17 protein-coding genes, 1 pseudogene and 1 riboswitch are annotated in these 22,875 nt (G+C 63.0%); of the genes and pseudogenes, 10 read left to right on the top strand and 8 right to left on the bottom strand.

What is annotated here, in order from left to right:
- Positions 1 to 138 precede the first annotated feature (138 nt).
- The 4 genes from AC0C6X_RS12020 (at position 139) to AC0C6X_RS12005 (ending at position 5,594) form a co-directional block, all read left to right on the top strand.
- Positions 139 to 2,451: an NADP-dependent malic enzyme gene (locus tag AC0C6X_RS12020; protein ID WP_472953300.1), complete on the top strand. Its 2,313-nt coding sequence runs from the start codon at positions 139 to 141 to the stop codon at positions 2,449 to 2,451.
- A 282-nt stretch (positions 2,452 to 2,733) separates the two neighbouring features.
- A complete protein-coding gene (locus tag AC0C6X_RS12015; RefSeq protein ID WP_173516675.1) occupies positions 2,734 to 3,468 on the top strand; it encodes a helix-turn-helix transcriptional regulator in 735 nt (244 codons plus the stop codon).
- A gap of 247 nt (positions 3,469 to 3,715) precedes the next feature.
- On the top strand, positions 3,716 to 4,360 hold the full coding sequence (locus AC0C6X_RS12010) for an acyl-homoserine-lactone synthase (RefSeq protein WP_173516676.1): 645 nt from the start codon (positions 3,716 to 3,718) through the stop codon (positions 4,358 to 4,360).
- A 154-nt stretch (positions 4,361 to 4,514) separates the two neighbouring features.
- On the top strand, positions 4,515 to 5,594 hold the full coding sequence (locus AC0C6X_RS12005) for a DUF2865 domain-containing protein (protein WP_312033019.1): 1,080 nt from the start codon (positions 4,515 to 4,517) through the stop codon (positions 5,592 to 5,594).
- Here AC0C6X_RS12005 and bluB read toward each other — a convergent pair.
- Both bluB and AC0C6X_RS11995 read right to left on the bottom strand, forming a co-directional pair.
- A complete protein-coding gene (gene bluB / locus AC0C6X_RS12000) occupies positions 5,551 to 6,294 on the bottom strand; it encodes a 5,6-dimethylbenzimidazole synthase (protein WP_173516677.1) in 744 nt (247 codons plus the stop codon). The genes AC0C6X_RS12005 and bluB overlap by 44 nt on opposite strands.
- A gap of 46 nt (positions 6,295 to 6,340) precedes the next feature.
- Positions 6,341 to 6,552, bottom strand: a riboswitch (cobalamin riboswitch).
- A 28-nt stretch (positions 6,553 to 6,580) separates the two neighbouring features.
- Positions 6,581 to 7,393 carry an SDR family oxidoreductase gene (locus tag AC0C6X_RS11995; protein WP_472953295.1) on the bottom strand — a complete coding sequence of 271 codons (813 nt, stop codon included), beginning with the start codon at positions 7,391 to 7,393 and terminating at the stop codon, positions 6,581 to 6,583.
- Between the two features lie 160 nt (positions 7,394 to 7,553).
- Between AC0C6X_RS11995 and AC0C6X_RS11990 the strand changes: the two are divergent.
- A pseudogene (locus AC0C6X_RS11990) lies at positions 7,554 to 7,751 on the top strand (LacI family transcriptional regulator); the annotation flags it as partial.
- On the opposite strand, the gene AC0C6X_RS11985 reads toward AC0C6X_RS11990, so the two are convergent.
- The 3 genes from AC0C6X_RS11985 to AC0C6X_RS11975 all read right to left on the bottom strand — a co-directional run bounded on the left by AC0C6X_RS11985 (position 7,726) and on the right by AC0C6X_RS11975 (position 12,484).
- On the bottom strand, positions 7,726 to 9,276 hold the full coding sequence (locus AC0C6X_RS11985; RefSeq protein WP_247958903.1) for a sensor domain-containing diguanylate cyclase: 1,551 nt from the start codon (positions 9,274 to 9,276) through the stop codon (positions 7,726 to 7,728). The pseudogene AC0C6X_RS11990 and the gene AC0C6X_RS11985 overlap by 26 nt on opposite strands.
- Positions 9,277 to 9,635: 359 nt before the next feature.
- On the bottom strand, positions 9,636 to 10,463 hold the full coding sequence (locus AC0C6X_RS11980) for a TolB family protein (protein WP_472953291.1): 828 nt from the start codon (positions 10,461 to 10,463) through the stop codon (positions 9,636 to 9,638).
- Between the two features lie 338 nt (positions 10,464 to 10,801).
- The gene (locus AC0C6X_RS11975; protein WP_472953288.1) at positions 10,802 to 12,484 is read right to left on the bottom strand and encodes an NAD+ synthase; all 1,683 of its coding nucleotides are present in this window, start codon (positions 12,482 to 12,484) and stop codon (positions 10,802 to 10,804) included.
- A 267-nt stretch (positions 12,485 to 12,751) separates the two neighbouring features.
- Between AC0C6X_RS11975 and AC0C6X_RS11970 the strand changes: the two genes are divergently transcribed.
- From AC0C6X_RS11970 to AC0C6X_RS11950, 5 genes are all read left to right on the top strand, one after another.
- Complete coding sequence (locus AC0C6X_RS11970; protein WP_173516683.1) at positions 12,752 to 14,683, top strand: LTA synthase family protein; 1,932 nt, start codon at positions 12,752 to 12,754, stop codon at positions 14,681 to 14,683.
- A 116-nt stretch (positions 14,684 to 14,799) separates the two neighbouring features.
- Positions 14,800 to 15,348: a DUF1003 domain-containing protein gene (locus tag AC0C6X_RS11965; RefSeq protein WP_472953285.1), complete on the top strand. Its 549-nt coding sequence runs from the start codon at positions 14,800 to 14,802 to the stop codon at positions 15,346 to 15,348.
- 293 nt (positions 15,349 to 15,641) lie between these two features.
- Positions 15,642 to 16,064 carry a TadE/TadG family type IV pilus assembly protein gene (locus AC0C6X_RS11960; RefSeq protein WP_173516685.1) on the top strand — a complete coding sequence of 141 codons (423 nt, stop codon included), beginning with the start codon at positions 15,642 to 15,644 and terminating at the stop codon, positions 16,062 to 16,064.
- Between the two features lies 1 nt (position 16,065).
- On the top strand, positions 16,066 to 17,805 hold the full coding sequence (locus AC0C6X_RS11955) for a TadG family pilus assembly protein (protein ID WP_173516686.1): 1,740 nt from the start codon (positions 16,066 to 16,068) through the stop codon (positions 17,803 to 17,805).
- Between the two features lie 194 nt (positions 17,806 to 17,999).
- A complete protein-coding gene (locus AC0C6X_RS11950) occupies positions 18,000 to 18,917 on the top strand; it encodes a hypothetical protein (RefSeq protein ID WP_173516687.1) in 918 nt (305 codons plus the stop codon).
- Between the two features lie 4 nt (positions 18,918 to 18,921).
- Here the strand turns inward: AC0C6X_RS11950 and AC0C6X_RS11945 are convergent, their stop codons facing one another.
- The 3 genes from AC0C6X_RS11945 to gor form a co-directional block, all read right to left on the bottom strand.
- Positions 18,922 to 19,320, bottom strand: a complete 399-nt coding sequence (locus AC0C6X_RS11945; protein WP_472953282.1) for a GFA family protein — start codon at positions 19,318 to 19,320, stop codon at positions 18,922 to 18,924.
- A gap of 209 nt (positions 19,321 to 19,529) precedes the next feature.
- Positions 19,530 to 20,903, bottom strand: coding sequence for a class II 3-deoxy-7-phosphoheptulonate synthase (locus AC0C6X_RS11940; protein ID WP_173516689.1), 1,374 nt, complete (start codon positions 20,901 to 20,903; stop codon positions 19,530 to 19,532).
- A 481-nt stretch (positions 20,904 to 21,384) separates the two neighbouring features.
- Positions 21,385 to 22,773, bottom strand: a complete 1,389-nt coding sequence (gene gor / locus AC0C6X_RS11935) for a glutathione-disulfide reductase (RefSeq protein ID WP_472953279.1) — start codon at positions 22,771 to 22,773, stop codon at positions 21,385 to 21,387.
- Positions 22,774 to 22,875: the final 102 nt, after the last annotated feature.

Raw genomic sequence — 22,875 nt, 5'->3', positions numbered from 1 at the left:
TGAAAACCAGACTCGTGTTTCAGGAAGATGACATGAGCGTCTTGCCGCCCATCTGACCGCCGAAATCGGCACGGCAAAACTGTACCTTGCTCCGAATTCATGCCAAAAGGCACGACCACGAATGAGGAATGTGAGAGCATGAATACGGGCGATAAAACGAAATCCCAAACCGGTCCGGCCAGCGGCGATATCGATCAGCAGGCGCTTTTCTTCCACCGTTACCCTCGCCCGGGAAAGCTCGAAATCCAACCCACCAAGCCGCTCGGCAACCAGCGCGACCTGGCGCTCGCCTATTCGCCCGGTGTCGCCGCCCCCTGCATCGCCATCCGCGACAACCCGGAAACGGCGGCGGATTTCACCGCCCGCGCCAACCTGGTCGCCGTCATCTCCAACGGCACCGCCGTGCTCGGCCTCGGCAATATCGGGCCGCTGGCTTCGAAGCCGGTCATGGAAGGCAAGGCGGTTCTCTTTAAGAAGTTTGCCGGTATCGACGTTTTCGACATCGAGATCGATGCCTCGAGCATCGACCGCATGGTCGATGTCATCTCGGCGCTCGAACCGACCTTCGGCGGCATCAACCTCGAAGACATCAAGGCGCCCGAGTGCTTCGAGGTCGAGCGTCGCCTGCGCGAAAAGATGCAGATCCCGGTCTTCCATGACGACCAGCACGGAACCGCCATCATCGTCGCAGCCGCCATCCTCAACGGCCTCGAACTCGCCGGCAAGGATATCGCCACGGCGAAGATCGTCACGTCGGGCGCCGGTGCCGCCGCACTCGCCTGTCTCAACCTGCTGGTGACGCTTGGCGCCAAGCGCGAGAACATCTGGGTGCACGACCTCGAAGGCCTCGTCTACAAGGGCCGCGAAGTGCTGATGGATGAGTGGAAGTCCGTCTACGCACAGGAGAGCGACAACCGTGTTCTCGCCGACAGCATCGGTGGCGCAGACGTGTTCCTCGGGCTTTCCGCCGCCGGCGTGCTGAAGCCGGAACTGCTGGTGCAGATGGCCGAGAAGCCGCTGATCATGGCGCTGGCCAACCCGACGCCGGAAATCATGCCGGAGGCTGCCCGTGCCGCCCGCCCGGATGCCATGATCTGCACCGGCCGCTCGGATTTCCCGAACCAGGTCAACAACGTTCTCTGCTTCCCGCACATCTTCCGCGGCGCGCTCGATTGCGGCGCGAGCACGATCAACGAAGAAATGAAGATGGCGGCAGTCCGCGCCATCGCCGGCCTTGCCCGCGAGGAACCGTCCGATGTCGCTGCCCGCGCCTATTCCGGCGAGACCCCGGTCTTCGGCCCGGATTACCTGATCCCCTCGCCCTTCGATCAGCGCCTCATCCTGCGCATCGCGCCCGCGGTCGCCAAGGCGGCCGAGGAAAGCCGCGTCGCCACCCGTCCGATCCAGGACTATGACGCCTATCTCGACAAGCTGAACCGCTTCGTCTTCCGCTCCGGCTTCATCATGAAGCCGGTCTTCGCCGCGGCGAAGAATGCCCACAAGAACCGCGTGATCTTTGCCGAAGGCGAAGACGAACGGGTGCTGCGCGCCGCCCAGGTCCTGCTCGAAGAAGGCACGGCCCGCCCGATCCTGATCGGCCGTCCGCAGATCATCGAGACGCGCCTGCGCCGTTACGGCCTGCGCATCCGTCCCGATGTCGATTTTGAAGTGGTCAACCCCGAAGGCGATCCACGCTATCGCGACTATGTCGAGGACTATTTCTCGCTCGTCGGCCGCCTGGGCGTGATCCCGGAGGCTGCCCGTACGATCGTGCGCACCAACACGACCGTGATCGGCGCGCTTGCCGTCAAGCGCGGCGAAGCGGATGCGCTGATCTGCGGCGTCGAGGGCCGCTATTCCCGCCACATGCGTGACGTTTCGCAGATCATCGGCAAGCGCGAGGGCGTGCTCGACTTCTCCGCGCTCAGCCTGCTGATTTCGCAGCGCGGCGCCACTTTCTTCACCGATACTTATGTGAGCTACTGCCCGAGCGCCGAGGAGATCGCCCAGACGACCGTCATGGCGGCACAGGAAATCCGCCGCTTCGGCATCACGCCGCGTGCAGCCCTCGTCTCGCATTCGAACTTCGGCTCGCGCGATTCGGAGAGCGCCACCAAGATGCGCAAGGCGCTCCAGCTCGTGCGGGAACTCGCGCCCGACCTCGAAGTCGACGGTGAAATGCACGGCGATGCAGCGATCTCGGAAGCGCTGCGCCAGCGTGTCATGCCGGACAGCAGCCTGCCGGGCGAAGCCAACCTGCTGGTCTTCCCCAATCTCGATGCCGCCAACATCACGCTCGGCGTCGTCAAGACCATGACCGACAGCCTGCATGTCGGCCCGATCCTGCTCGGCTCGGCGCTGCCCGCACACATCCTTTCGCCTTCGGTCACGTCGCGCGGTGTCGTCAACATGGCGGCGCTTGCGGTCGTCGAAGCCAGCCATCCGGGCTGATATGAAGCCGCGGAGATCGCCATCGATCTTCGCGGATACCGGGCGCCAGACCGGCGCCCCCAATGCCATATCCAGGCGTCGCGCAATCGTCGCGCGCGGCGCTCCAAGTCCCGGGGATTGCAGCGGAATCACCATTCGCGTTCTGCGCGCGTACGCCTGCCGCCATCAGCAGCAACCGAAAATTGCAGAGCTGGTATTATACCCCAAACGGGTAAGTTTGCGCTGGACAAAAGGTGAACCCCTAACCATGCTGCAACCTCGGACGAGATTCGGTGTTGTGGCATGACTGAGCAACAGGCTGTCCTCGACATGCTGGAAATCCTGGAATGCGGGGGCTGTGTCGAGCCCGCTCATTTCTTTACGCTGATGCGCCGGACCTTCCGCATCGCTCATCTTCTGTACCTTGAAGCCGAGCCCTACGCCGACGAGCTCAAGATCTGCCGCCTGCATCACACCTTCGGCGCCTATGCGGCCGAAATCTACCGGTCGCGCAACCTTCACAGAATCGATCCCATCCTGAAGCTCGCACTTGGCGGCGTCCGCCCGGTGGAGTGGACGATGGCGCGGCATCGCTTTCCGGATTGCGAGCCCCTGTTTGAGGCGGCGCAGGAGATCGGCCTTTCGACCGAAGGCGTCGCCTTGCCGCTGCCTTCGCCTGCCGGCCGCATGGCACTGCTTGCCCTCAACGTCAACATGTCGGCCGACGAATGGACGGCCTATCGGCGCCAGCATCTGCGCGATTTCCAGCTCGCGGCCAACCTCTTCCATGCCGCAATGCTCGAGCACGCGGCAATGCCCGGAGCGTTTTCGGCGCGCGAGCGCCTCACCGGCCGCGAAACCGAGGTTCTGACCTGGGCCGCCGCCGGCAAGAGCTATTGGGAAATCGCCACGATTCTCGGCATTTCCGAACGCACCGTGCGCTTCTTCATGACCAATGCGCGACGCAAGCTGAATGTCGTCTCCAATACGCAGGCCGTTGCCCAGGCTGTGCGCCATGCGCTGATCCCCACTGTTTGACGCCGGCCGCGCCTACAGCGCCGAGCGTCTTATCAGACGCGCAAAGGTCGCTGTAGCACTTTGATTTGCTGCATGTCTTTGTCCTTAAATCGAGGTCGACTTAAGGAGACATGCAGTAGGCTCTCTCCCAAAACCCCTCGAAATCTAGTGGACAATATCACTGATTTAAACTGTCACTACCGACAGTTACGCGACCGTCGCCAGCCTGACAGCATCCGCCCATCCCAAAACAAGGATGGAGAAAAAGATGATCAGGATTCTGAACGGAAAGACCCGCGCACAGCACCCGCAGGCCGTCGACGAGATGTTCCGGCTGCGCAAGCGCGTCTTTCACGATTTCCTGAAATGGGATGTTCAGACCGACGGCGAGTGGGAGATCGACAACTACGACAAGGCGAACCCGCTCTACGTGCTGTCCTACGCCCCCGACACCGGTCGCCTGCGCGGCTCGCTCCGGCTGCTGCCGACGCTCGGCCCCAACATGCTGGACGATACCTTCCCGATCCTGCTCGGCGACAACCCGGAAATCCGCAGCGCTTCGGTCTGGGAATCGAGTCGCTTCTGCATCGAGCCCGATATTTCGCAGGACCGCGCCTCGAACCAGGTCACCGTCGCGGCCGCCGAGTTGATGTGCGGCGTTGGCGAACTCGGCCTCGCCTCCGGCATCAGCCATATCGTCACGGTCACCGACGTGTTCCTGGAACGCATGTTCCGCCGCATGGGATGCCCGGGAGAGCGCATCGCCGAACCGCATCGCATCGGCTCGGTCTTCGCCGTTGCCGTCGCCTGGGAAGTGACCGAAAGCCTGCTTCAGCGCATGAAGGCTGTTGCCGCCATCGAAGGCACCGTTCTGGAACGCCCGATGTCGCTGGAAACCGCCCGCGCCGCCTGAGCGCTTCGGCCGGCCGGACCCGTTAACGCAAACCGCCGCTTGTTGTTGCACGATCACCGACAAGCTCTATGATGGAGGTGAAAAAGGAATTGCCGCCGGCAGCCGCCCACACCAGAAGCTTGGCATCGTGCGGCAGCAGGAAGAGACTTCGCCCGTGTTCCCTCGCTTGAAACACGTCGCTGCGGCGCTTGTGCCGTTGGCTCTGGTCGGTGCCGATCCTTCGCTGGCATCGACCGTGTGCGACCGGCTGAATACCCGGCTTGCGCAAATGTCCGACATGGTCGCCACCAATGCCGATGCCCGCGACTATGCCAGCGCCATCTCGCGCCAGAATATCGAACTGCGCCGGGCGAAGAACGATCGCCGGCGCGCGGGCTGCGGTGGCGGCAGCGTCGCCACCTTCGATGGCGGCGACCCCGACACCTGCGGCGAGCTCAACAGCCTCATCGCCGAGATGGAAGACAATCTGCGCATGCTGAAATCGGAGCGTGAGCAGATCGTCGCCGGCGGCAGCGAAGAGACCCGTCGCCGTATCGTCGCCGCGCTCGAGATCAATGGCTGCTACAGCGACCGCGACTATTTTGCGAGCGTCGAACCCGAAGAGCCGGAGACGCACCGCAACATCATCGCCGACCTGCCGCCTGACGACGCGTACGGGCCGATGCTTGGGCATGGCGAAGACGGCTATGCGCCGCAGGACGGCTACTATCGCGGAACCCTGCGGACCATGTGTGTGCGCACCTGCGACGGCGCCTTCTTCCCGATCTCTTCGGATGCGACGCCCGCCGACTTCCCGCGTGACGAACAGGCCTGCCGGGCGCGCTGCCCCGGCGCCGAGACCGAGCTCTACTTCCACGATCTCAACACGGAGGAGAGCGAGCAGATGGTCTCGGCCGTGACCGGCCTGCCCTATACTGAAATGCCCAATGCTTTCGCCTATCGCACCCGCGGCATCAGCAAACCCGGCATGTGCGGCTGCCAGATACCGCGGACCGCCGCGACCTCGCCGAAAGCAACCGGTACGATGACCGGCGACGATCAGTCGTCGATCGTGGTGATCGAAACCAAGAAGCCCGCAGATGCCACGACCGCAAAGGCGCCCCCCGAGGAGCGCCCCTACGATCCGTCCAAGAGCAAGGTGCGCGTCGTCGGCCCGACCTTCCTGCCCAACGAAGAAACCTCGATCGACCTCAAGCACCCGAAGGGACCGGCCTATCAACCGGTCCAGAATTGAGCGCGGTACGATCCGTCGCTGCCGTTCCCCAGCCTTCCTCAAACACCAGTTCTTCAAGCGGCAGGCGCTGGCGCCATCCCTTCACCGCCAGTTCGGGCTGCTGATAGAGGCGATCGACATAGCCGAGGCAGAGCCAGGCAACGATCTCGATATGATCGGGGATGCCGAGGATCGCCTTGATTTCCGCCTCGTGGAAGATGCTGACCCAGCCGACGCCCACCCCTTCGGCGCGGGCCGCAAGCCACAGGTTCTGCACGGCGCAAACCGTTGAATAGACATCCATCTGCGGATTGTGCGTGCGGCCGAGAACGACGGCGCCACCACGCGTGCGATCACAGGTGACGCAGATGCTGAGCGGCGCCTTGCGAATGCCTTCGAGCTTCAGCGAGCGGTACTTGGCCTGTTGCTCCTCCGCAAACATCAGCGCCGCCTCGTCATTGGCACGGCGAAAGGCCTGCCAGACGCGTTCGCGCGTTTCCGGCGCCCGCACCAGCACGAAGTTCCAGGGCTGCATGAAGCCCACGGACGGCGCGCTGTGCGCCGCTGTCAGCAGCCGCTTCACCAGTTCCTCAGGCAAAGGCTTGTCCAGGAATTCGTCACGCACGTCGCGGCGTGTTTCGATGGCGCGGTAGACGGCCTCCCGCTCTTGCAGCGAAAAGGCACCGGCAGCCGCAAGGCCACCCTTCGGTTCAGTCAGCATCGTTCGATCCCCAACAATGCGAAAACCTCCCGCCGTCCACGCGGGGTTCGGTCTATCTCGCCAGGCCGGTCTTCTGACTTCGGTTCAACCGGTCGCCCCACCTTCCCAGATCGATTGAAGATCCAGTGGCAAAACCTTGAATCAATTCAAGGTATTTCGAGAAGCGACCGTCCCCGTCACAGCGTTGGGCACGTTCCGGAATGACACCGGATTCCCGATTCTCCCGCTCACGCGGGCACCTGACGGCGCCATAAGGGCACAGCCGTCAGGGAAAGACAAGTACTTGTCAGAGGGGTGCCATCGGATGCGGCGAACCGTCATAGGCGCCCCAGACCGACTGATCGAAGCAGATCACCGATCCGGTCATCAGCCCGGATTCCGCCGAAGATAGATAGGCGCAGGCGCGCGCCACCTCCGCCGGATCGACGAGCCTGCCGAACGGCTGGCTGGCGGCCGCCTTTTCGAGCCAATCCGCGGCAGCCCCGTGAAACTCGCGCTGGATGCGATCTTCGCCCTCGGATGCCATCCAGCCGATATTCAGGCCGTTGACGCGGATGCGGTTGCGCAAGAGCGCGTAGGCCGTGTTCTTGGTCAACGTTTCGAGAGCCCCTTTCGACGCGCAATAGGCCGCGATGAAGGGCTGCCCGGCCATCGCCGACATGGAACCGATGTTGACGATCGTCCCTTCGGTCCGCTCGCGCCGCATCACCTTCACGGTCTCCTGCATTAGGAAGAAAGGCGCCCTTACATTGATGGCGAACATCCGGTCGAAGAGTTCCGGCGTCGTGTCGAGAATCGTGCCGCGATCGGTAATGGCGGCAGCGTTGACCAGCGCATCAACCCGGCCGAACTCGGCATCGCAGGCGGCAACGACCTTGCAGGCGTCTTCTACCTTCTCTAGGTCGGCCTCGACATAGACCACTTTCGCGCCGCTGGCCTTGCCGATTTCTTCCGCCTTCGCGCGCCCCTTGGCGGTATTGCGCCCGCAAATGACGATGCCGGCGGCACCGCGTTCGGCGAAAAGGCCGGCAATCGTGGCGCCCAGTCCCTGCGTGCCGCCGGTGACGATGGTGATCTTGCCTTGCATCTGTCCGTTCATCGAATTCCTCCCTCGGAAATGATCGTGTGAAACAGGTACGGCCCCCAACCACAACGCATCGGGAGACCGTCAAATGTGAGACGGAACCGTCAGCTCAGCTTGCGCCGCGCCTGCGCATCGAGTGCCGCATGAAAGTCCTGCTCTCTCGTTCCCGCGGCCAGTGGCTCGCGACCTCGACGAGGACAATCTGGCGCTGCTGCGCGAGCGGCGCGTTCATTTCGTCCTGCACCATGATCTGAAGACCGATGCGCGCACGGCATTTCGCACGATCATGCTGCACGGCCGCGCGCCGTCGGGCGCGGTCGGCCCTCAGCTTTCGGCGGTCGTCGTCATCACGCCCTATAACGTGCCGGAGTAGGACGATCGCCGGCGCCACTCGGTCCGGGGACGAGCCGGTTGCCGGAGGTTCCGCCCGGCAGGACCGTATCGTCAGCCGTTTCGACGCGATTGCGGCCGCGCCGCTTGGCGAGATAGAGCGCTTCGTCGGCAGCCAGCAGCAGGGCGCGTGCGGTCAGCCCGTGGCGCGGCGCAAAGGCTATGCCGGCGCTGCCGCCGACAGTGAGCAACTGGCTGTTGAACGCGACCGGTGTCTGCGCATCGGCGACAAGACCGGCTGCAAGTCCGCGAGCCTCGGCCTCGCTGCAATCGCCGAGAATGATGGCGAACTCGTCACCGCCGAGCCGTGCGACGGTACCCTTGGGGCCGGCACGGTTCCGGAAGCGCTCGGCCATGGCGACCAGAACGGCGTCGCCCGCCGCATGACCATGGCGGTCGTTGACCGCCTTGAACGCGTCGAGGTCGGCATAGACGAGCGTGAACGGGTGCGTCTTTGCCTTCAACAACGCCGCCGCCAGCATGTCGTCGAAACCGCTCCGGTTGAGCAGCCCCGTCAGCCGGTCGTGCTTGGCAAGATGACGGTTGAGCGCCTCGCTCTGCTGCAAGGCGGCAAAGAGCGTCGAGAAACGCAGGGCGACGAAGGCCATCAGCAGCGCCGCCACGATCGCCATCACGATGACGCTCGGCAACAGCTCGGCCCGGACGAACCCGCCTGGTGACTTCGGCATCCACGCCGCCACGAGGCAGGATGCGTCGGAGCAGCGCCCGACCGACGCGTAGACGCTCCCCTCCGGCCGCGCGGTGAGCGGCACGAAGGCAAGTCCACCGATACCCAGCCGCGCCGCGATCTCGCGCATCACCTTCGCCGTCACCGGCCGCACCGAAACCATGAGCACGGGCGCGCGACGCTCCGCAGGTATCGCCAGCGTTTCCGGGATGACCGCCTGCACGACCGCGACGCTCATGCGTCCGTCGATCTCACGCAAGTCCACGGCGTGAATTCCGGGCACGGCCGGCATCACCGACTGCGGGTCCGGTGTCACCAAATCCAGCACATAGGAGCCGTGATTGTTTCTGAGCGCGTTGTCGTAGCGGCGCCGGGCTTCGTCGAGCAGATCGTCCACCTCCTCGAGCGGAACGCGGGCAGCCTCGCTCGACACCGCAACGCCGTCCTTCAACACCGTCGAAACGTTGTGGTCGAGGTCCGTGAAGATCAGCCAGGAGAAACCGTAGTCTTTCCACAGCCACCCCGCCAGTTCGTCCGCAACGAAGGCGTCGCTGACGTGCCCTTTGGCGAGTTCCTGGTAGGTTTTGTCCCAGAAGGAGAGCTGCGCCTGGAATTGAACGACGGCATCCATCTGGTGGCGCAGTTCGTTTGCCACCAGCCGCCGCTCCGCCGAAAGGCCGAAGCGATCGGCCTCGGCGACCGAACGATCAAGAACGAAGATGAGGCTCGCGATGATCAGGACGGCGACCAGAGTGCAGGCGGCATGAATCGCCCAAACCGTTCTGCTCCGCTTCGCCAACCGCAACGTCTTGTCCACCACGCCAGTCCCCCTCACCCGCACCGGCCACGGCGAGCATTTTGGCACTCCTGCAAGCGCGATGCTCGGCAGCCGAATATGCCGGCACCCTAGCGACCAAATTAGAAGTTTGGCTTAAATAAGCTGGTGTTGAAATACTTAACGATTTCAACCGCCTGAATCGATCGACAATTCGACTGACAATCAGCAGTCGCAGGCGAAACCAAAAGGGGGCGCAGGCACCAGCCGACGCCGCATTCACCCATATTCGCGATCGCCTATCGATCGGCGCACGACGGTAGGGATCGCGTGCCGTTTTGCGTTGGCGCGTGATCGAGCAACAGCTTCGCCATATCGACATTGCTGCCTAGTGCCGCCTCGTCTCAGCTTTCCGGTTGATAACGCACGAAGGCGAAGCGGTCGCCGGCGGGAGACCAGTTGGGCACGTTCATCGTTCCCTGCCCGCCGAAGAGCTCGAACAGCACGCGCGCATTGCCGCCATCCATGTCCATCAGCCGCAGGCGGACATCGAGGTCGCGCGGATGATCGAAGACGTCGCCGTCATAGGAGAGCACCAGCAGATGCTTCCCATCCGGCGACGGATGCGGGAACCAGTCGCCATAGGGGCTGTCGGTGATCCGCGTGACATCACTGCCATCGGGACGGACGCGCCAGATCTGCATGCGGCCGGTGCGGCTCGAGTTGAAATAGATCCATTCCCCGTCCGCCGACCAGTCGGGCCCGTCATTGCGCCCTTCGCCGTGGGTCAAGCGCCTCTCCTCGCCGCCATCCACCGAAATCGTGTAGATGTCGAAGACCTGGTCGCGGATGCCGCAATAGGTCACCGCTTGCCCATCGGGCGACCAGCCATGCCAATAGGATGGCAGGTTGCCGGTGATCAGCCGCGGCGTTCCGCCTTCGGCCGGCAGCAGGTAGATCGCCGATTTGCCGAACTCGGTTTTGTCGCTGATCGCGATCGTGCCGCCATCGGGCGAGATGCCGTGATCGTTGTTGCAGAGCGTGGCAAAGCCGGTGTCGATCTCCGTCGGCTCCGAACCGTCGAAGCCGAGGCGATAAAGGCGGCCATCGCCGTTGATGACGAGATGCGCGCCATCCCGCGACCAGTTGGGCGCCTCGACCAGCCGATCCGTCTGCCAGACGACACGCGTTTCGCCGGTAACGATGTCATAGGTTTCGATGGAACTGCGCATACCGTTCTCCCGCCGCAGTCAAGCAGCTGTTTGCGTTCTTTCGCCCGCGCCGCCAGGACCTTGCCGCAGAGCGACTGCATCAAGATGGAATGGCGCTGCTCCCGCCAGATCGAGACGGTGCCCCGGGCCAACAGCAGCAGGATGCAGACGAAAGCAACGCCGACGATGACGACCATAGACGCCGAAGACCGGCGGCGTCGCGAAGTAGGCGATCTGCGCCGAAGGCTGCCTGGCAGCGGAAACGTCGCTTCCCGACCACAGCCGGATCAGCCGGATTTCGTCATCCGTGAACGCGGGACCGCCGTGCTTGCCCTCCCGCCCACCGAGGGCCTCACCGCCTATCCCCGGTCGCGGAAGCGGTTGGTGATCGGGTAGCGGCGGTCGCGGCCAAAATTCTTCTTGGTGATCTTGACGCCCGGCGCCGACTGCCGCCGCTTGTATTCCGCGATGTAGAGCAGGTGTTCGACCCGGTGAACCGTCGCTTCTTCGTGGCCGCGGGCCACGATCTCGTCGGTTCCCATCTCCTTTTCGACCAGGCATTCGAGAATATCGTCGAGCACCGGATAGGGCGGCAGCGAATCCTGGTCCGTCTGGTTGGGGCGAAGTTCTGCCGACGGCGCCTTGTCGATGATATTCTCAGGAATGACGATGCCCGAAGGACCCAGCGCGCCCGGCGGAACCGTCGTGTTGCGCCAGCTCGAAAGCGCGTAGACCTGCATCTTGTAGAGGTCCTTGATCGGATTGAAGCCGCCATTCATGTCGCCATAGAGCGTGGCATAGCCGACCGACATTTCCGACTTGTTGCCCGTCGTCACCACCATCGAGCCGAACTTGTTGGAGATCGCCATCAGGATCGTGCCGCGCGTACGGCTCTGGAGGTTCTCCTCGGTAATGCCGGATTCGGTTCCCTCGAACATGTCGGAGAGTGCGCTGAGGAAGCCTTCGACCGGTTCTGAGATCGGTACGATGTCGTAGCGGCAGCCGAGCGCGGCGGCGCATTCCTTGGCGTCCTTCAGCGATTCCTGCGAGGTGTAGCGATAGGGCAGCATGACGGTGCGCACGCGCTCCTCGCCGAGCGCATCGACCGCCAGCGCGGCGCAGATCGCCGAATCGATGCCGCCGGAAAGACCGAGCACGACATTCTTGAAGCCGTTCTTGTTGACGTAGTCACGGAAGCCGAGCATGCAGGCACGGTAGTCCGCCTCCTCCCGCTCCGGCAGGCGCGACTTCAGCCCGCTGTCGCAGTGCCAGCCGTTTTCGCCCTTCTTCCACTCGACGATGCTGATGGCGTCTTCGAACTGGCTCATCTGCAAGGCCAGCGACTTGTCGGAATTGAAGGCGAAGCTCGCGCCGTCGAACACCAGTTCGTCCTGGCCGCCGAGCTGGTTGGCATAGATCATCGGCAGGCCGGTCTCGATGACCTGCTTCAGCACCACCTGATGCCGCACGTCCACCTTGCCGCGATAGTAGGGCGAGCCGTTTGGCGACAGCAGGATTTCCGCGCCGCTTTCGGCCAGCGTCTCGCAAACGCCGAGATCGCCCCAGATGTCCTCGCAGATCGGAATACCGATGCGCACGCCGCGGAAATTCACCGGCCCCGGCATCTCGCCCTGGTCGAAGACGCGCTTTTCATCGAACTCGCCATAGTTCGGCAGATCGACCTTGTCGCGGACCGCGATGATCTTGCCGTCGTCGAGCACTGCCACCGAATTGTGCCGTCCGGTCTTGGCCTGCCGCGGGAAGCCGATGATGACGCCCGGGCCGCCGTCGACCGTCTCGGTCGCCAGCTTTTCGACCGCCTGGTAGCAGGCCTTCAGGAAGGCCGGCTTCAACACCAGATCTTCCGGCGGATAGCCGGAGATGAACAACTCCGTCAAAAGCAGGAGATCGGCGCCCTGGCGCGCCGCATCGGCGCGTGCCTCACGTGCCTTGGCCAGGTTTCCGGCGACGTCACCCACGGTCGGATTGAGCTGGGCGACTGCGATGCGGAGGAGCGAGGGGGCGGTCTTGTGAGCGGTCATGAGCGGGCCTGTCGGTCTCTTCTGAGCGATTGCATCTGGCTTTCGCAGTGTTCTTTAGCGCAATCCGCGGGAAAATACCCACAGGCAATCGCCGCTAGACGAAAAAATCCGAAAAATTCTGTCTTTCCCGGTTCTTATCCAGGGCAGTTGCAGCGCCGTCACGCGGCGGAAAGCTGTTCCCAACTCCCGTTAAGAAACCATTCATCCCCTGTTCAAAATGACGAGCGTATGACAGTTACACGACACATTTGTGAATTGGAGAATATATTGGCTAGTATCGATTCCGCTGTCGCGAGAGGCTCGCGCGTCTATGTCGATAGACCCGGCTTCACCGCGCGGCACGCCAAGACGCTCGCGGGCACCCGCAGCGCATTGTTCTCCCTTTTCGTCGCAGCTGCTCTCGTGTTCGTCGTCGAACTGGTCGTGCGTCAGTCGATGACCGATACGGTCGCCTATTTCCTCGACCCCATGCGCCCGGCATTGACCACGGTCGGCGCCTTCTTCCTCATCCTGCTCGCCATCGACGGCATTTTCGGCCGCGAGCACAAGTCGGCCGTGGTGATGGCGCCGCTTGCCGTCATACCGGCCGTCATCTGCCAGCAGAAGCAGGTCTTCCTGTCCGACCCGCTCTATCCGACAGATTTCCTGTTCGGCCGCCAGATCATGGAATTGATGCCTGTTCTGGTGAAGGATCGGCCCTGGACCGCCGTCGGCATCGCCGTCGGCCTCGTCGCTGGGGTCATCGCGATCGCCCTCTTGCTGCGTTTTGCCTGGCGGAACTTCCCCAAGCTGACGACGCGCGAGCGCGTGGCTCGGCTCGCCTTTGCGCTGCCGCTGCTCGTCGCCTTCTGGAACATCATGGATTACAACCAGTTCTCCTGGATCCGTGACCGCCTGAAGGTCCTCCCCATCATGTGGGACCAGACCGAGAACTATAAGCACAACGGCTTCGCACTCGCTTTCGCCATCAATCTGCCGATGGCCAATGTCAGCGCGCCCGCCGGCTACATGGCCGATGCCATCGATCGCATTCCGGTGAAGCCGCTTCCGGCCGGCACCTCGCACCGCGGCAAGCCCGACGTCATCGTGCTGATGAGCGAGTCCTTCTGGGATCCGACCCGCCTGCCGAACGTCAAGCTCTCGCCCGATCCGATGCCGACGATCCGCGAGATGCAGTCGGGCAACGTCTTCTCGCCGGAATTCGGCGGCATGACCGCCAATGTCGAGTTCGAGGCGCTGACCGGCTTCTCCAACGCCTTCCTGCCCTATGGCAGCATTCCGTACCAGCAGTACATCCGCAACCCGATCCCGTCGCTTGCCACCTTCTTCCGTGGGGAAGGCTACGTCTCGCGCGCCATCCATCCCTTCCAGAGCTGGTTCTGGAACCGCACCGCCGTCTACAAGGCCTTCGGCTTCGACACGTTCAGGTCGGAGGAGAACATGCCGCCGATGCAGAAGCGCGGCATCTTCGCCTCGGACGAGTCACTGACCAACGAGATCATCCGCCAGGCCGATGCGATGGACGACCCGTTCTTCTTTTTCGCCGTCACGCTCCAGGGCCATGGTCCCTATGAGGCGAACCGCTACGCGAAGAACACCATCAAGATCGAAGGCAACCTGCCGGAAGGCGACCGCCAGGTGCTCGCCACCTATTCGCAAGGGATCAAGGAAGCCGACGACAGCCTGAAGAAGCTGATGGACTGGGCGAAGAAGCGCGATCGCGAAACGATCATCGTGCTCTTCGGCGACCACCTGCCGCCGCTGAACACCGTCTATACCAATACCGGCTTCATGAAGGGCGTCACCGCGGAGCGGAAGGGTTCGAAGGACCAGATGAAGGCGCAGCATGAAACGCCGCTGGTCGTCTGGTCGAACAAGACAGGCCCGAAGAAGAACGTCGGCACGATCAGCCCGGCCCTCCTCTCCTACACGATCCTCAAGCAATCCGGCTACGAGCACCCCTACTACACCGGGTTCCTCGGCAAGGTTCACGACCAGTTCCGCGTCGTCGACCGCTACATGCTGATCCGCAAGAACGGCAAGGAAGTCGCCGAGTGGTCGCGCCAGCCGAAGGTGCCCGCTTTGCTGCGCGACTATCGCTTCCTGCAGCACGACATGATGTTCGGTAAACGTTTCTCGACCGACCGGTTCTTCAAGTCTCACGCCGAACTCTTCGCAAGCGCGGCTGAAACCCACTGATCCGTGAGGGCCGGACCGGCTGCATCCGGTCCGGCTCTCTGTATTTTCCGGCCCCGCCTGATTTTCCTTGCGGCATCTGCGCTCTAGATTGCTTCCGGCCAACACCGGAGATCGCCATGCCGCATTTCAACGACCTATCAAAACAGCTTTTCGGCAAGCCGCTGAACGAGCTTGGCGAAATCGAACGTCGCATTCTTGCGCACGCCCGCGATCGGCGCACCGTTGCCACCGATTCACATGCCGCCTTTACGGCCGGGCTTTCCTTCGGCGACAGGCTTGCCGACAGCATCGCCCGCGTCGGCGGCTCGTGGAGCTTCATCATCGGTTTCTGCGGCTTTCTCGTCTGCTGGGTCCTGGTGAACTCCGTGCTGCTCATCACCGGTGCGTTCGACCCCTACCCCTATATCTTCCTCAACCTGGTGCTTTCCATGCTTGCCGCGCTGCAGGCGCCGGTCATCATGATGTCGCAGAACCGCCAGGCCGAACGCGACCGCTTCGCCGCGTCCAAGGACTACGAGGTCAATCTGAAATCGGAAGTCGAACTGATTGCTCTGCACCACAAGGTCGACGACGTGTTGCTACGCGAGATTTCGGAGCTGCGCGCTGACCTCGCAACCCTCAACCGGCAGCTCGAACAATACCGTTCAGCACCCGGCCGGGACTGAGCGCGAACCACGACACCCTGGATCCGCCCCCGGCGCGAGGCGAAACGCAGGCCCCGCGGATCAGTTTCGTTGCCATCCGCCCATCGGCCGTCCGGCTGCTTCGGGCCGGTAAAACGCGCCAATTTTCATAAACACTAATTCAACTCAAAATATATTTTTTGCAACATTTTTGCGAAATCGTCGCGGATTCAACAACTTATCAGAGTATGAAAAAATTAACGTTTGAGGGGCATCGTACGGATGCAGGGACATTCGAAAAGAATACAGCAACGTGGGTACGCGGAGATGCTGCAATGTCCAACTTCAAGCGCCTTTTAGGCGGCCGAGACGGCGCCGCTGCAATCGAATTTGCAATCATAGCGCCGCTCTTCTTCCTTTGCGTGCTGACTTTGATCGCCTACGGCATCTATCTCAGCACAGCCCATTCCATACAGCAGATCGCCGCCGATGCCGCGCGCACAGCCATCGCTGGGCTATCGGAAAGTGAACGCGAGCGCCTCGCGACCGACTATATCCAGCGCACGACCATGGATCAGGCCTTCATCAAGTCCTCTCGCATGGTCGTCACCGTCAAGGACGACGCCAACAACACCAACCAGTTCACCGTTCGGATCAAATACGACGCCGCAGACCTGCCGATTTTCAATCTTTTCACATTCGCGATGCCGAGCAGCGAGATCGAGCGCTTTGCAACCATTCGTGTCGGAGGGGTCTGACATGTCGTGGAAATCAACGCGACTGCGCGGGCTGCTCCGATCGCGGGACGCAAACATCGGCATCTCCGCCGCGTTGGTCATGCCGTTGGTCGTCGCCTCCATGGGGCTCGGCATCGACTACGGTTATCTGACCGTGCAGAAGCGCGAGATGCAGTCGACGGTCGACCTCGCCGCGATCGCGGCGGCGGCCAACATCTCGTTGGCCGAGAAGGCCGTGCTCAATCATTTCTCCAACAATGGTCTCAACTATGCCGTGGCAACGCCGAGCGGGCTGATGACGGTCGACGGCAAGGTGCTGCCGCTGAGCGATGTCGGCTCGGGCAAGGTGGATGGCGTCGCGACGCTGACACGCGGCCGCTACGTCCCCGACCCATCGGTCGACGCCGGGCAGCGTTTCGTCAAGGACGCGACGCCAACCGATGCCGTGCAGGTCCTGCTGGAAAAGAAGGGGGAAATCTTCCTTGCCTCCTTGTTCAGCGCGCCGCCGGATCTCAGCGTCATCGGCACCGCCGCGAGCTCCAAGATTGCCGCCTTCTCCGTCGGCTCGCGCCTCGCCAGCCTGAACGACGGACTGCTGAATTCGATCCTCGGCCAGATGCTCGGCACGACCATCTCCCTCAAGGTCATGGATTACGAGGCGCTGATCGATGCCGACATCGACGTCCAGCCGTTCCTGAAGATCGTCGCGACAAAGCTCAACCTGACCGCGGCCTCCTATGAGGACGTGCTGAAGGCCGATCTGACCATGCCGCAGCTGCTCTCCTCGATGCGGCTCGTCCAGGGTCTGTCGGGAACCGTGACGGCGGCACTGAAGAGCATCGAGCTTTCGACCGCAAACAACAAGAAGACCGTGACGCTGGCGCAGATCCTCAACCTCGATCCCAAGAAGAGCCTGCAGATCGATGCCGGTTCCGACTGGGCGATGAAAGTCAGCGCACTGCAGATCGTCTCCGCGGCGGCAGCGATCGCCAATGGCGAGAACCAGATCGCGCTCAACGCCGTGACCGGGCTTCCCGGCATCGCTTCTGCCAAGGTCAAGCTCGCAATCGGCGAACCGCCGGTCGAAACGCCAAGCCATCGCCTTGGAACGCCGGGCGCGGCCGTCCGCACCGCACAAACCCGCCTCGCCGTCGAAGTCAACGTCGATGGCCTGGCGGCCCTCGCCGGCATTCGCATCAGACTGCCGATCTACGTCGAACTCGCCTATGCCGAGGCGAAGCTTGCCGACATTCGCTGCTACGGCGGCACCCCGGAAAACGCAGCGGTCAGCGTGGATGCGGTCCCGGGCATTGCCGAGATCGCCATCGGCGACGTCGATCCGACGGTGCTGTCGAACTTTTCGTCCGATGCCCGCGTGCAAAGGGCCCGCCTCGTCGATGCCCTCGTCGTCAAGATCGATGCGCTCGCTCATGTCGAGGCACAAAACCTGAAGGCCTCGCGTCTGAGCTTCAGCCCGTCCGAGATTGCCGCTCGCTCGATCAAGAGCGTCTCCACGAAGGATATTCTCACCTCCACGACCCAGACGCTGCTCAACAATCTCGACCTCAACATCCAGGTTCTGTTCCTGACGCTCGGCAGCCCGACGGTCGTCCAGCAGGCACTGGCCCAGACATTGGGTTCCGTCACCAAGCCGGTGGACGACCTGCTCTACAACCTGCTTCTGTTGGTCGGCGTCCGGGTCGGCGAAGCCGATGTGCGCGTCACCGGCGTCAAGTGCCAGCCGCCCGTGCTGGTGCAGTGATCGAGATCCAGCGATCGAAACGGGGCGTCTGACGGCTGAACGTCAGGTGCCCCGTTTGAACAAAATCGGTTGTTCACACGTTATGCGCAAGCTACCCCTACTATAAGGGGTAAGGCTGAGTGGCGGTTGGCGACCGGGAAACTTGAAATTCAAGCATCCGGCGCGCCGCGCAAGCATGGGGGTGAGCGCAGCAAATGCGTGTCGTGGCAGAGCATGAGGGGCTCGCGCAAGCTGGTGCCCTTGCCTTCACCGCAGAAGATTTTCGCAATCATCCGAACTTCCGGGCGATCCTTCAGGCGAGCGGTCGCGATCTGATGTCGGTGTTTGACCTCTTCCCGCGGGTCGGCCGCCTCGTCGCCTCCCACCAAAAATGGACGCTGAGCCAGGCCGTCTACACGCTGCACCTCGAGCGCGATCCGACCAATCCGGAGACCGGCATCACGACCGCGCGGCTCCTGAAGTTCATGCACGAAATGGGCGGCGCCAGCCGCAATACCGCTGCCGCCTTCATCGCCGAGTTGCTGACCTACAAGCTGCTTCGTGACGTCGATGGCGGCCGGGCCAGAAAGAAGGTGCGGCCCTTGGAGCCGACAGAAATCAGCGAAGGAGCAATGCTGCGCTGGTTCATGAGCCAGATGGGCACGCTCGATCGGTTCGACGGCAAGGGCCGCGTCCAGCGCGTCGAGGCGGATCGGACCATCTTCGAGCGCGCCCAGCCGATCGCCACTCGCCTGCTGCTCGCCGACCAGCGTTGGAGCGAGCCACCGGAAGCCGTGGCCGCCTTCGTCTGGACCGAGTGCGGCGGCCTGCTGCTGGACGATCTCATGTCGCGGCCGGCAAGTCTCGATCCCGTCGATGGCAAGGTCTGGCTCGAAGCGAGCCTCTCGGAGCTCGCCACGCACTACATGATTTCGAACACGCATATCAGGCGCATCTTCACGCGCGCCCAGGATACGGGCCTCATCGGTCGCGCCGATGAGCGCCAGCGCGGGCATTTTTGGCTCAGCGAACGCCTGATCGACGAATATTGTCAGTGGCAGTCGGTCAAATTGGCCGGCCTTGCCAACGGCTTCGAACAGGCGGTTCGGCGGGCGAAGCATACACCGGAGTGAACGCTCAACCGCGCCCGGCCGCATATTTCGGCAAGTCGTCGCTAATTTGGTAGAAGTCGCCCTGGTCTTCGCAGAAAATGTGATAGCCGCCCTTCAGCTCGGTCGGCTTCTCGAAGGCACCGGCCAGGATCGAAGTATAGTCGAGCTCATCCGCCTTCCAAAACAGGGCCGATCCGCAATGGCGGCAGAAGCCGCGACTGGCGGTCTCGCTCGCCCGGTACCAGGTGAGGTTCTCCGCCCCCTCCACCTCGAGGTTCCGATCCTCCACATTGGTCGCGGCGTAGTAGAGGCCGGTCTGCTTCCGGCACTGGCTGCAATGGCAATAGATCAGCTCGCGCAGCTCACCATGCGCAGCGAAGCGCACTTCCCCGCAAAGACAGCTTCCCTTGTGAACGTCCGGCATTGTCCCCCCAAAGCGCAATCATCATGCGTCATCCTGCCGTGAGGTGGATACGGCGACCCGATCACGCGCGCCGCTTCCTGCTCCAGACACGAAAATGCCGGGCCAGCTTCGAGAGCGGGCCCGGCATTGTCAAATTCAAAACCGCCCGACGAGGTTCAGAAAAGCTGAACCACGCCTGCAGGCCCGCGCGCCTTGTCGGCGCGGCGGGATCAGCCGTTGACGACCATCTTCTTCTCGTCGCGGCCACCCTTCATGCGTTCGGCGAGCAGGAACGCCAGTTCCAGCGCCTGGTCCGCATTGAGGCGCGGATCGCAGTGCGTGTGGTAGCGGTCAGCAAGATCGTCACCGGAAAGCGCGCGTGCGCCACCGGTGCATTCCGTCACGTCGTTGCCGGTCATCTCGATATGGATGCCGCCCGGATGCGTGCCTTCCGCGCGGTGGATCTGGAAGAAGCTCTCGACTTCCGACAGGATCCGCTCGAACGGACGGGTCTTGTAGTTGTTGAGCGTGATCGTGTTGCCGTGCATCGGATCGCAGGACCAGACGACATTCTTGCCTTCGCGCTCGACCGCACGGATCAGGCGCGGCAGATGCTCGGCCACCTTGTCATGGCCGAAGCGGCAGATCAGCGTCAGGCGTCCGGCTTCGTTGGCCGGGTTCAGGATGTCGATCAGTTCGAGCAGGCCGTCGGCCGTCAGCGAAGGACCGCACTTGAGACCGAGCGGGTTCTTGATGCCGCGGCAGTATTCGATGTGGGCATGGTCGGGCTGGCGGGTGCGATCGCCGATCCAGATCATGTGGCCGGAGGTGGCGTACCAGTCACCCGAGGTCGAATCGACACGGGTCAGCGCCTGCTCGTAGCCGAGCAGCAGCGCCTCGTGGCTGGTGAAGAAGTCTGTTTCGCGCAGGCTCGGATGGTTTTCCGAGGTGATGCCGATCGCCTTCATGAAGTCCATGGTTTCGGAGATCCGGTCGGCGAGCTTGCGGTAACGTTCCGCCTGCGGGCTGTCCTTGACGAAGCCGAGCATCCACTGGTGCACGTTGTCGAGGTTGGCATAGCCGCCCATGGCGAAGGCGCGCAGAAGGTTCAGCGTCGCGGCCGACTGGCGGTAAGCCATGATCTGGCGTTCCGGGTTCGGGATACGCGCTTCCTCGGTGAACTCGATGCCGTTGATGATGTCGCCACGGTAGGACGGCAGCGTCACATCACCCTGCTTTTCGACGCCGGAAGAACGGGGCTTGGCGAACTGGCCGGCGATGCGGCCGACCTTCACCACCGGCTGCTGCGCGCCGAAAGTCAGGACGACGGCCATCTGCAGGAAGGCGCGGAAGAAGTCGCGGATCGTGTCGGCGCCGTGCTCGGCGAAACTTTCGGCGCAGTCGCCGCCCTGCAGCAGGAAGCCGCGGCCTTCGGCGACATTGGCAAGGGCACTCTTCAGACGACGCGCTTCACCCGCAAACACCAGCGGCGGATACTTCGCGAGGCGCGCTTCGGTTGCCTCAAGCGCTGCCAGGTCCGGATAGTCCGGCACCTGCTGGATGGGTTTCTGCCGCCAGCTGTTTGGAGTCCAAGTCTGTGCCATTTCGTTCACCTGTTGTCTGCCGCGGATCCATCCGCGCGGGTCGCGCCCTGACGGCCGAAGGCGGCCGCCCGGTATTCGGAAATTTCACTCACATCCGCGTGCCCTGCCCGGACGCTGAGCCTGGCCTCTGCGCCGGCCCCGGGCGGAAACGCCGCGGAATGCGGGCTTATAGACGTTAAGGAAACGCTTGGAAAGCCATCCTACCAGAATTCATTGCGTTGCAGGACACATCCGGCGCAAGGATATGTCCAGGCAACGCACAATCCTGAAAAGCGAAGGCGACATCTCGAAAGAATTGTGCGCAGTTTCAACGAGATAGTGGCGCCACCTCGCCGCCGCCCTTTCTGCGTGGAAACAGCGACGAGATCGGCGACAGTCAGTTCATCAAACGTGCCCGGCGGCTTCCGGCCCGCGGCAGGAGGCCCCTGCGTGCGACAGGTGGACTTTCGGGAGGGGTTGCAGGCGTATCCGCCAGAGGCGGTCAGACCCGCTCACCCTTGCGGATGCGGTAGGACGGCGAATACATCGTCACCAGTTCCTCGGCCGCCGTCGGATGCACCGCCATCGTCCGGTCGAAATCGTCCTTGGTGCAGCCGGCCTTGAGCGAGATGCCGAGCAACTGCGCCATTTCGCCGGCGTCGTGGCCGAGGATATGGGCGCCAAGCACCTTGCGGTCGACGGCATTGACGACCAGCTTCATGATCATCTTTTCCTTGCGGCCCGAAAGCGTCGCCTTCATCGGCCGGAATTCGGCGCGGTAGACTTCCAACTCGTCGAAGCGGCGCGCGGCTTCTTCTTCCGTCAGACCGACCGTGCCGATCTCCGGCTGCGAGAAGACGGCGGTGGCGATCAGGTCGTGATCCGGCGAGACCGGATTGTTCTTGTACTCGGTCTCGATGAAGCACATGGCCTCATGGATCGCGACCGGCGTCAGTTGCACGCGGTCGGTCACGTCGCCAAGCGCATAGATGCCGGGCGCGCTGGTGCGCGAGAACGCATCGACGACGATGGCGCCACGCTCATCGGTCTTCACACCGGCCGCTTCGAGACCGAGCCCCCTGGTGTTCGGCACGCGGCCGAGTGCCAGCATCACCTGGTCGACGGCGATGTCGCCGTGCTTCATCGTGTGCGCGACGCGCTTGCCGTCGGCATCGAGGGTGACCGACTGGATGATGTCTTCGCAGAGAATACGGATGCCCTTCTCCTCCATCGCCACGTGCAGCCCGCGACGCAGGTCGTGGTCGAAGCGCGAGAGAATTTCCTTGCCGCGATAGATCAGCGTCGTCTCGACGCCGAGGCCGTGGAAGATGTTGGCGAATTCGACGGCGATGTAGCCGCCGCCGGCGATCAGGATCGACTTCGGCAGCTCTGCGAGATCGAAAGCCTCGTTCGAGGAAATGCAGTGTTCGTGTCCCGGCAGCGCGTCATGTGGTGTGGGATGACCGCCAACGGCGATCACGATCCGCTCAGCCGTTACCGTCTTGCCGCTGTCGAGCAGGCGAACGGTGTTCGGGCCGACGAGCTCGGCGCGCGTATGCAGGATTTCGGCGCCGGCATTGTTCAGCCCCTTCTGGTAGAGCCCCTCGAGCCGGGTGATCTCCTGCTCCTTGGCGGCGACCAGTTTCTTCCAGTCGAACCGGCTCTCGCCGACCGACCAGCCGAAGCCGGCAGCGTCTTCGAAATGTTCGGAAAACTGCGACGCGTAGACATAGAGCTTCTTCGGCACGCAGCCGCGGATGACGCAGGTGCCGCCATAACGAAACTCCTCCGCGATCGCGACCTTCTTGCCGAGGCTTGCCGCCAGGCGCCCGCTCCTGACGCCACCGGACCCGCCACCGATCACGAAGAGGTCATAGTCGAATGCGGGCATGGGCAGTCTCCTGAAAGCAAGCGGGCCGGAATGGCGAAATGGAAAGCTGGCCGAACGATCTCGCGTCCGGCAGCCAGTCGCGGCCAGCCGAGGACCGCGCCG

The sequence above is a fragment of the Ensifer sp. VA4 genome (assembly GCF_055710065.1).
The sequence above is the reverse complement of the archived record's forward strand: the minus strand, read 5'-3'. Positions and strand labels throughout refer to the sequence as shown.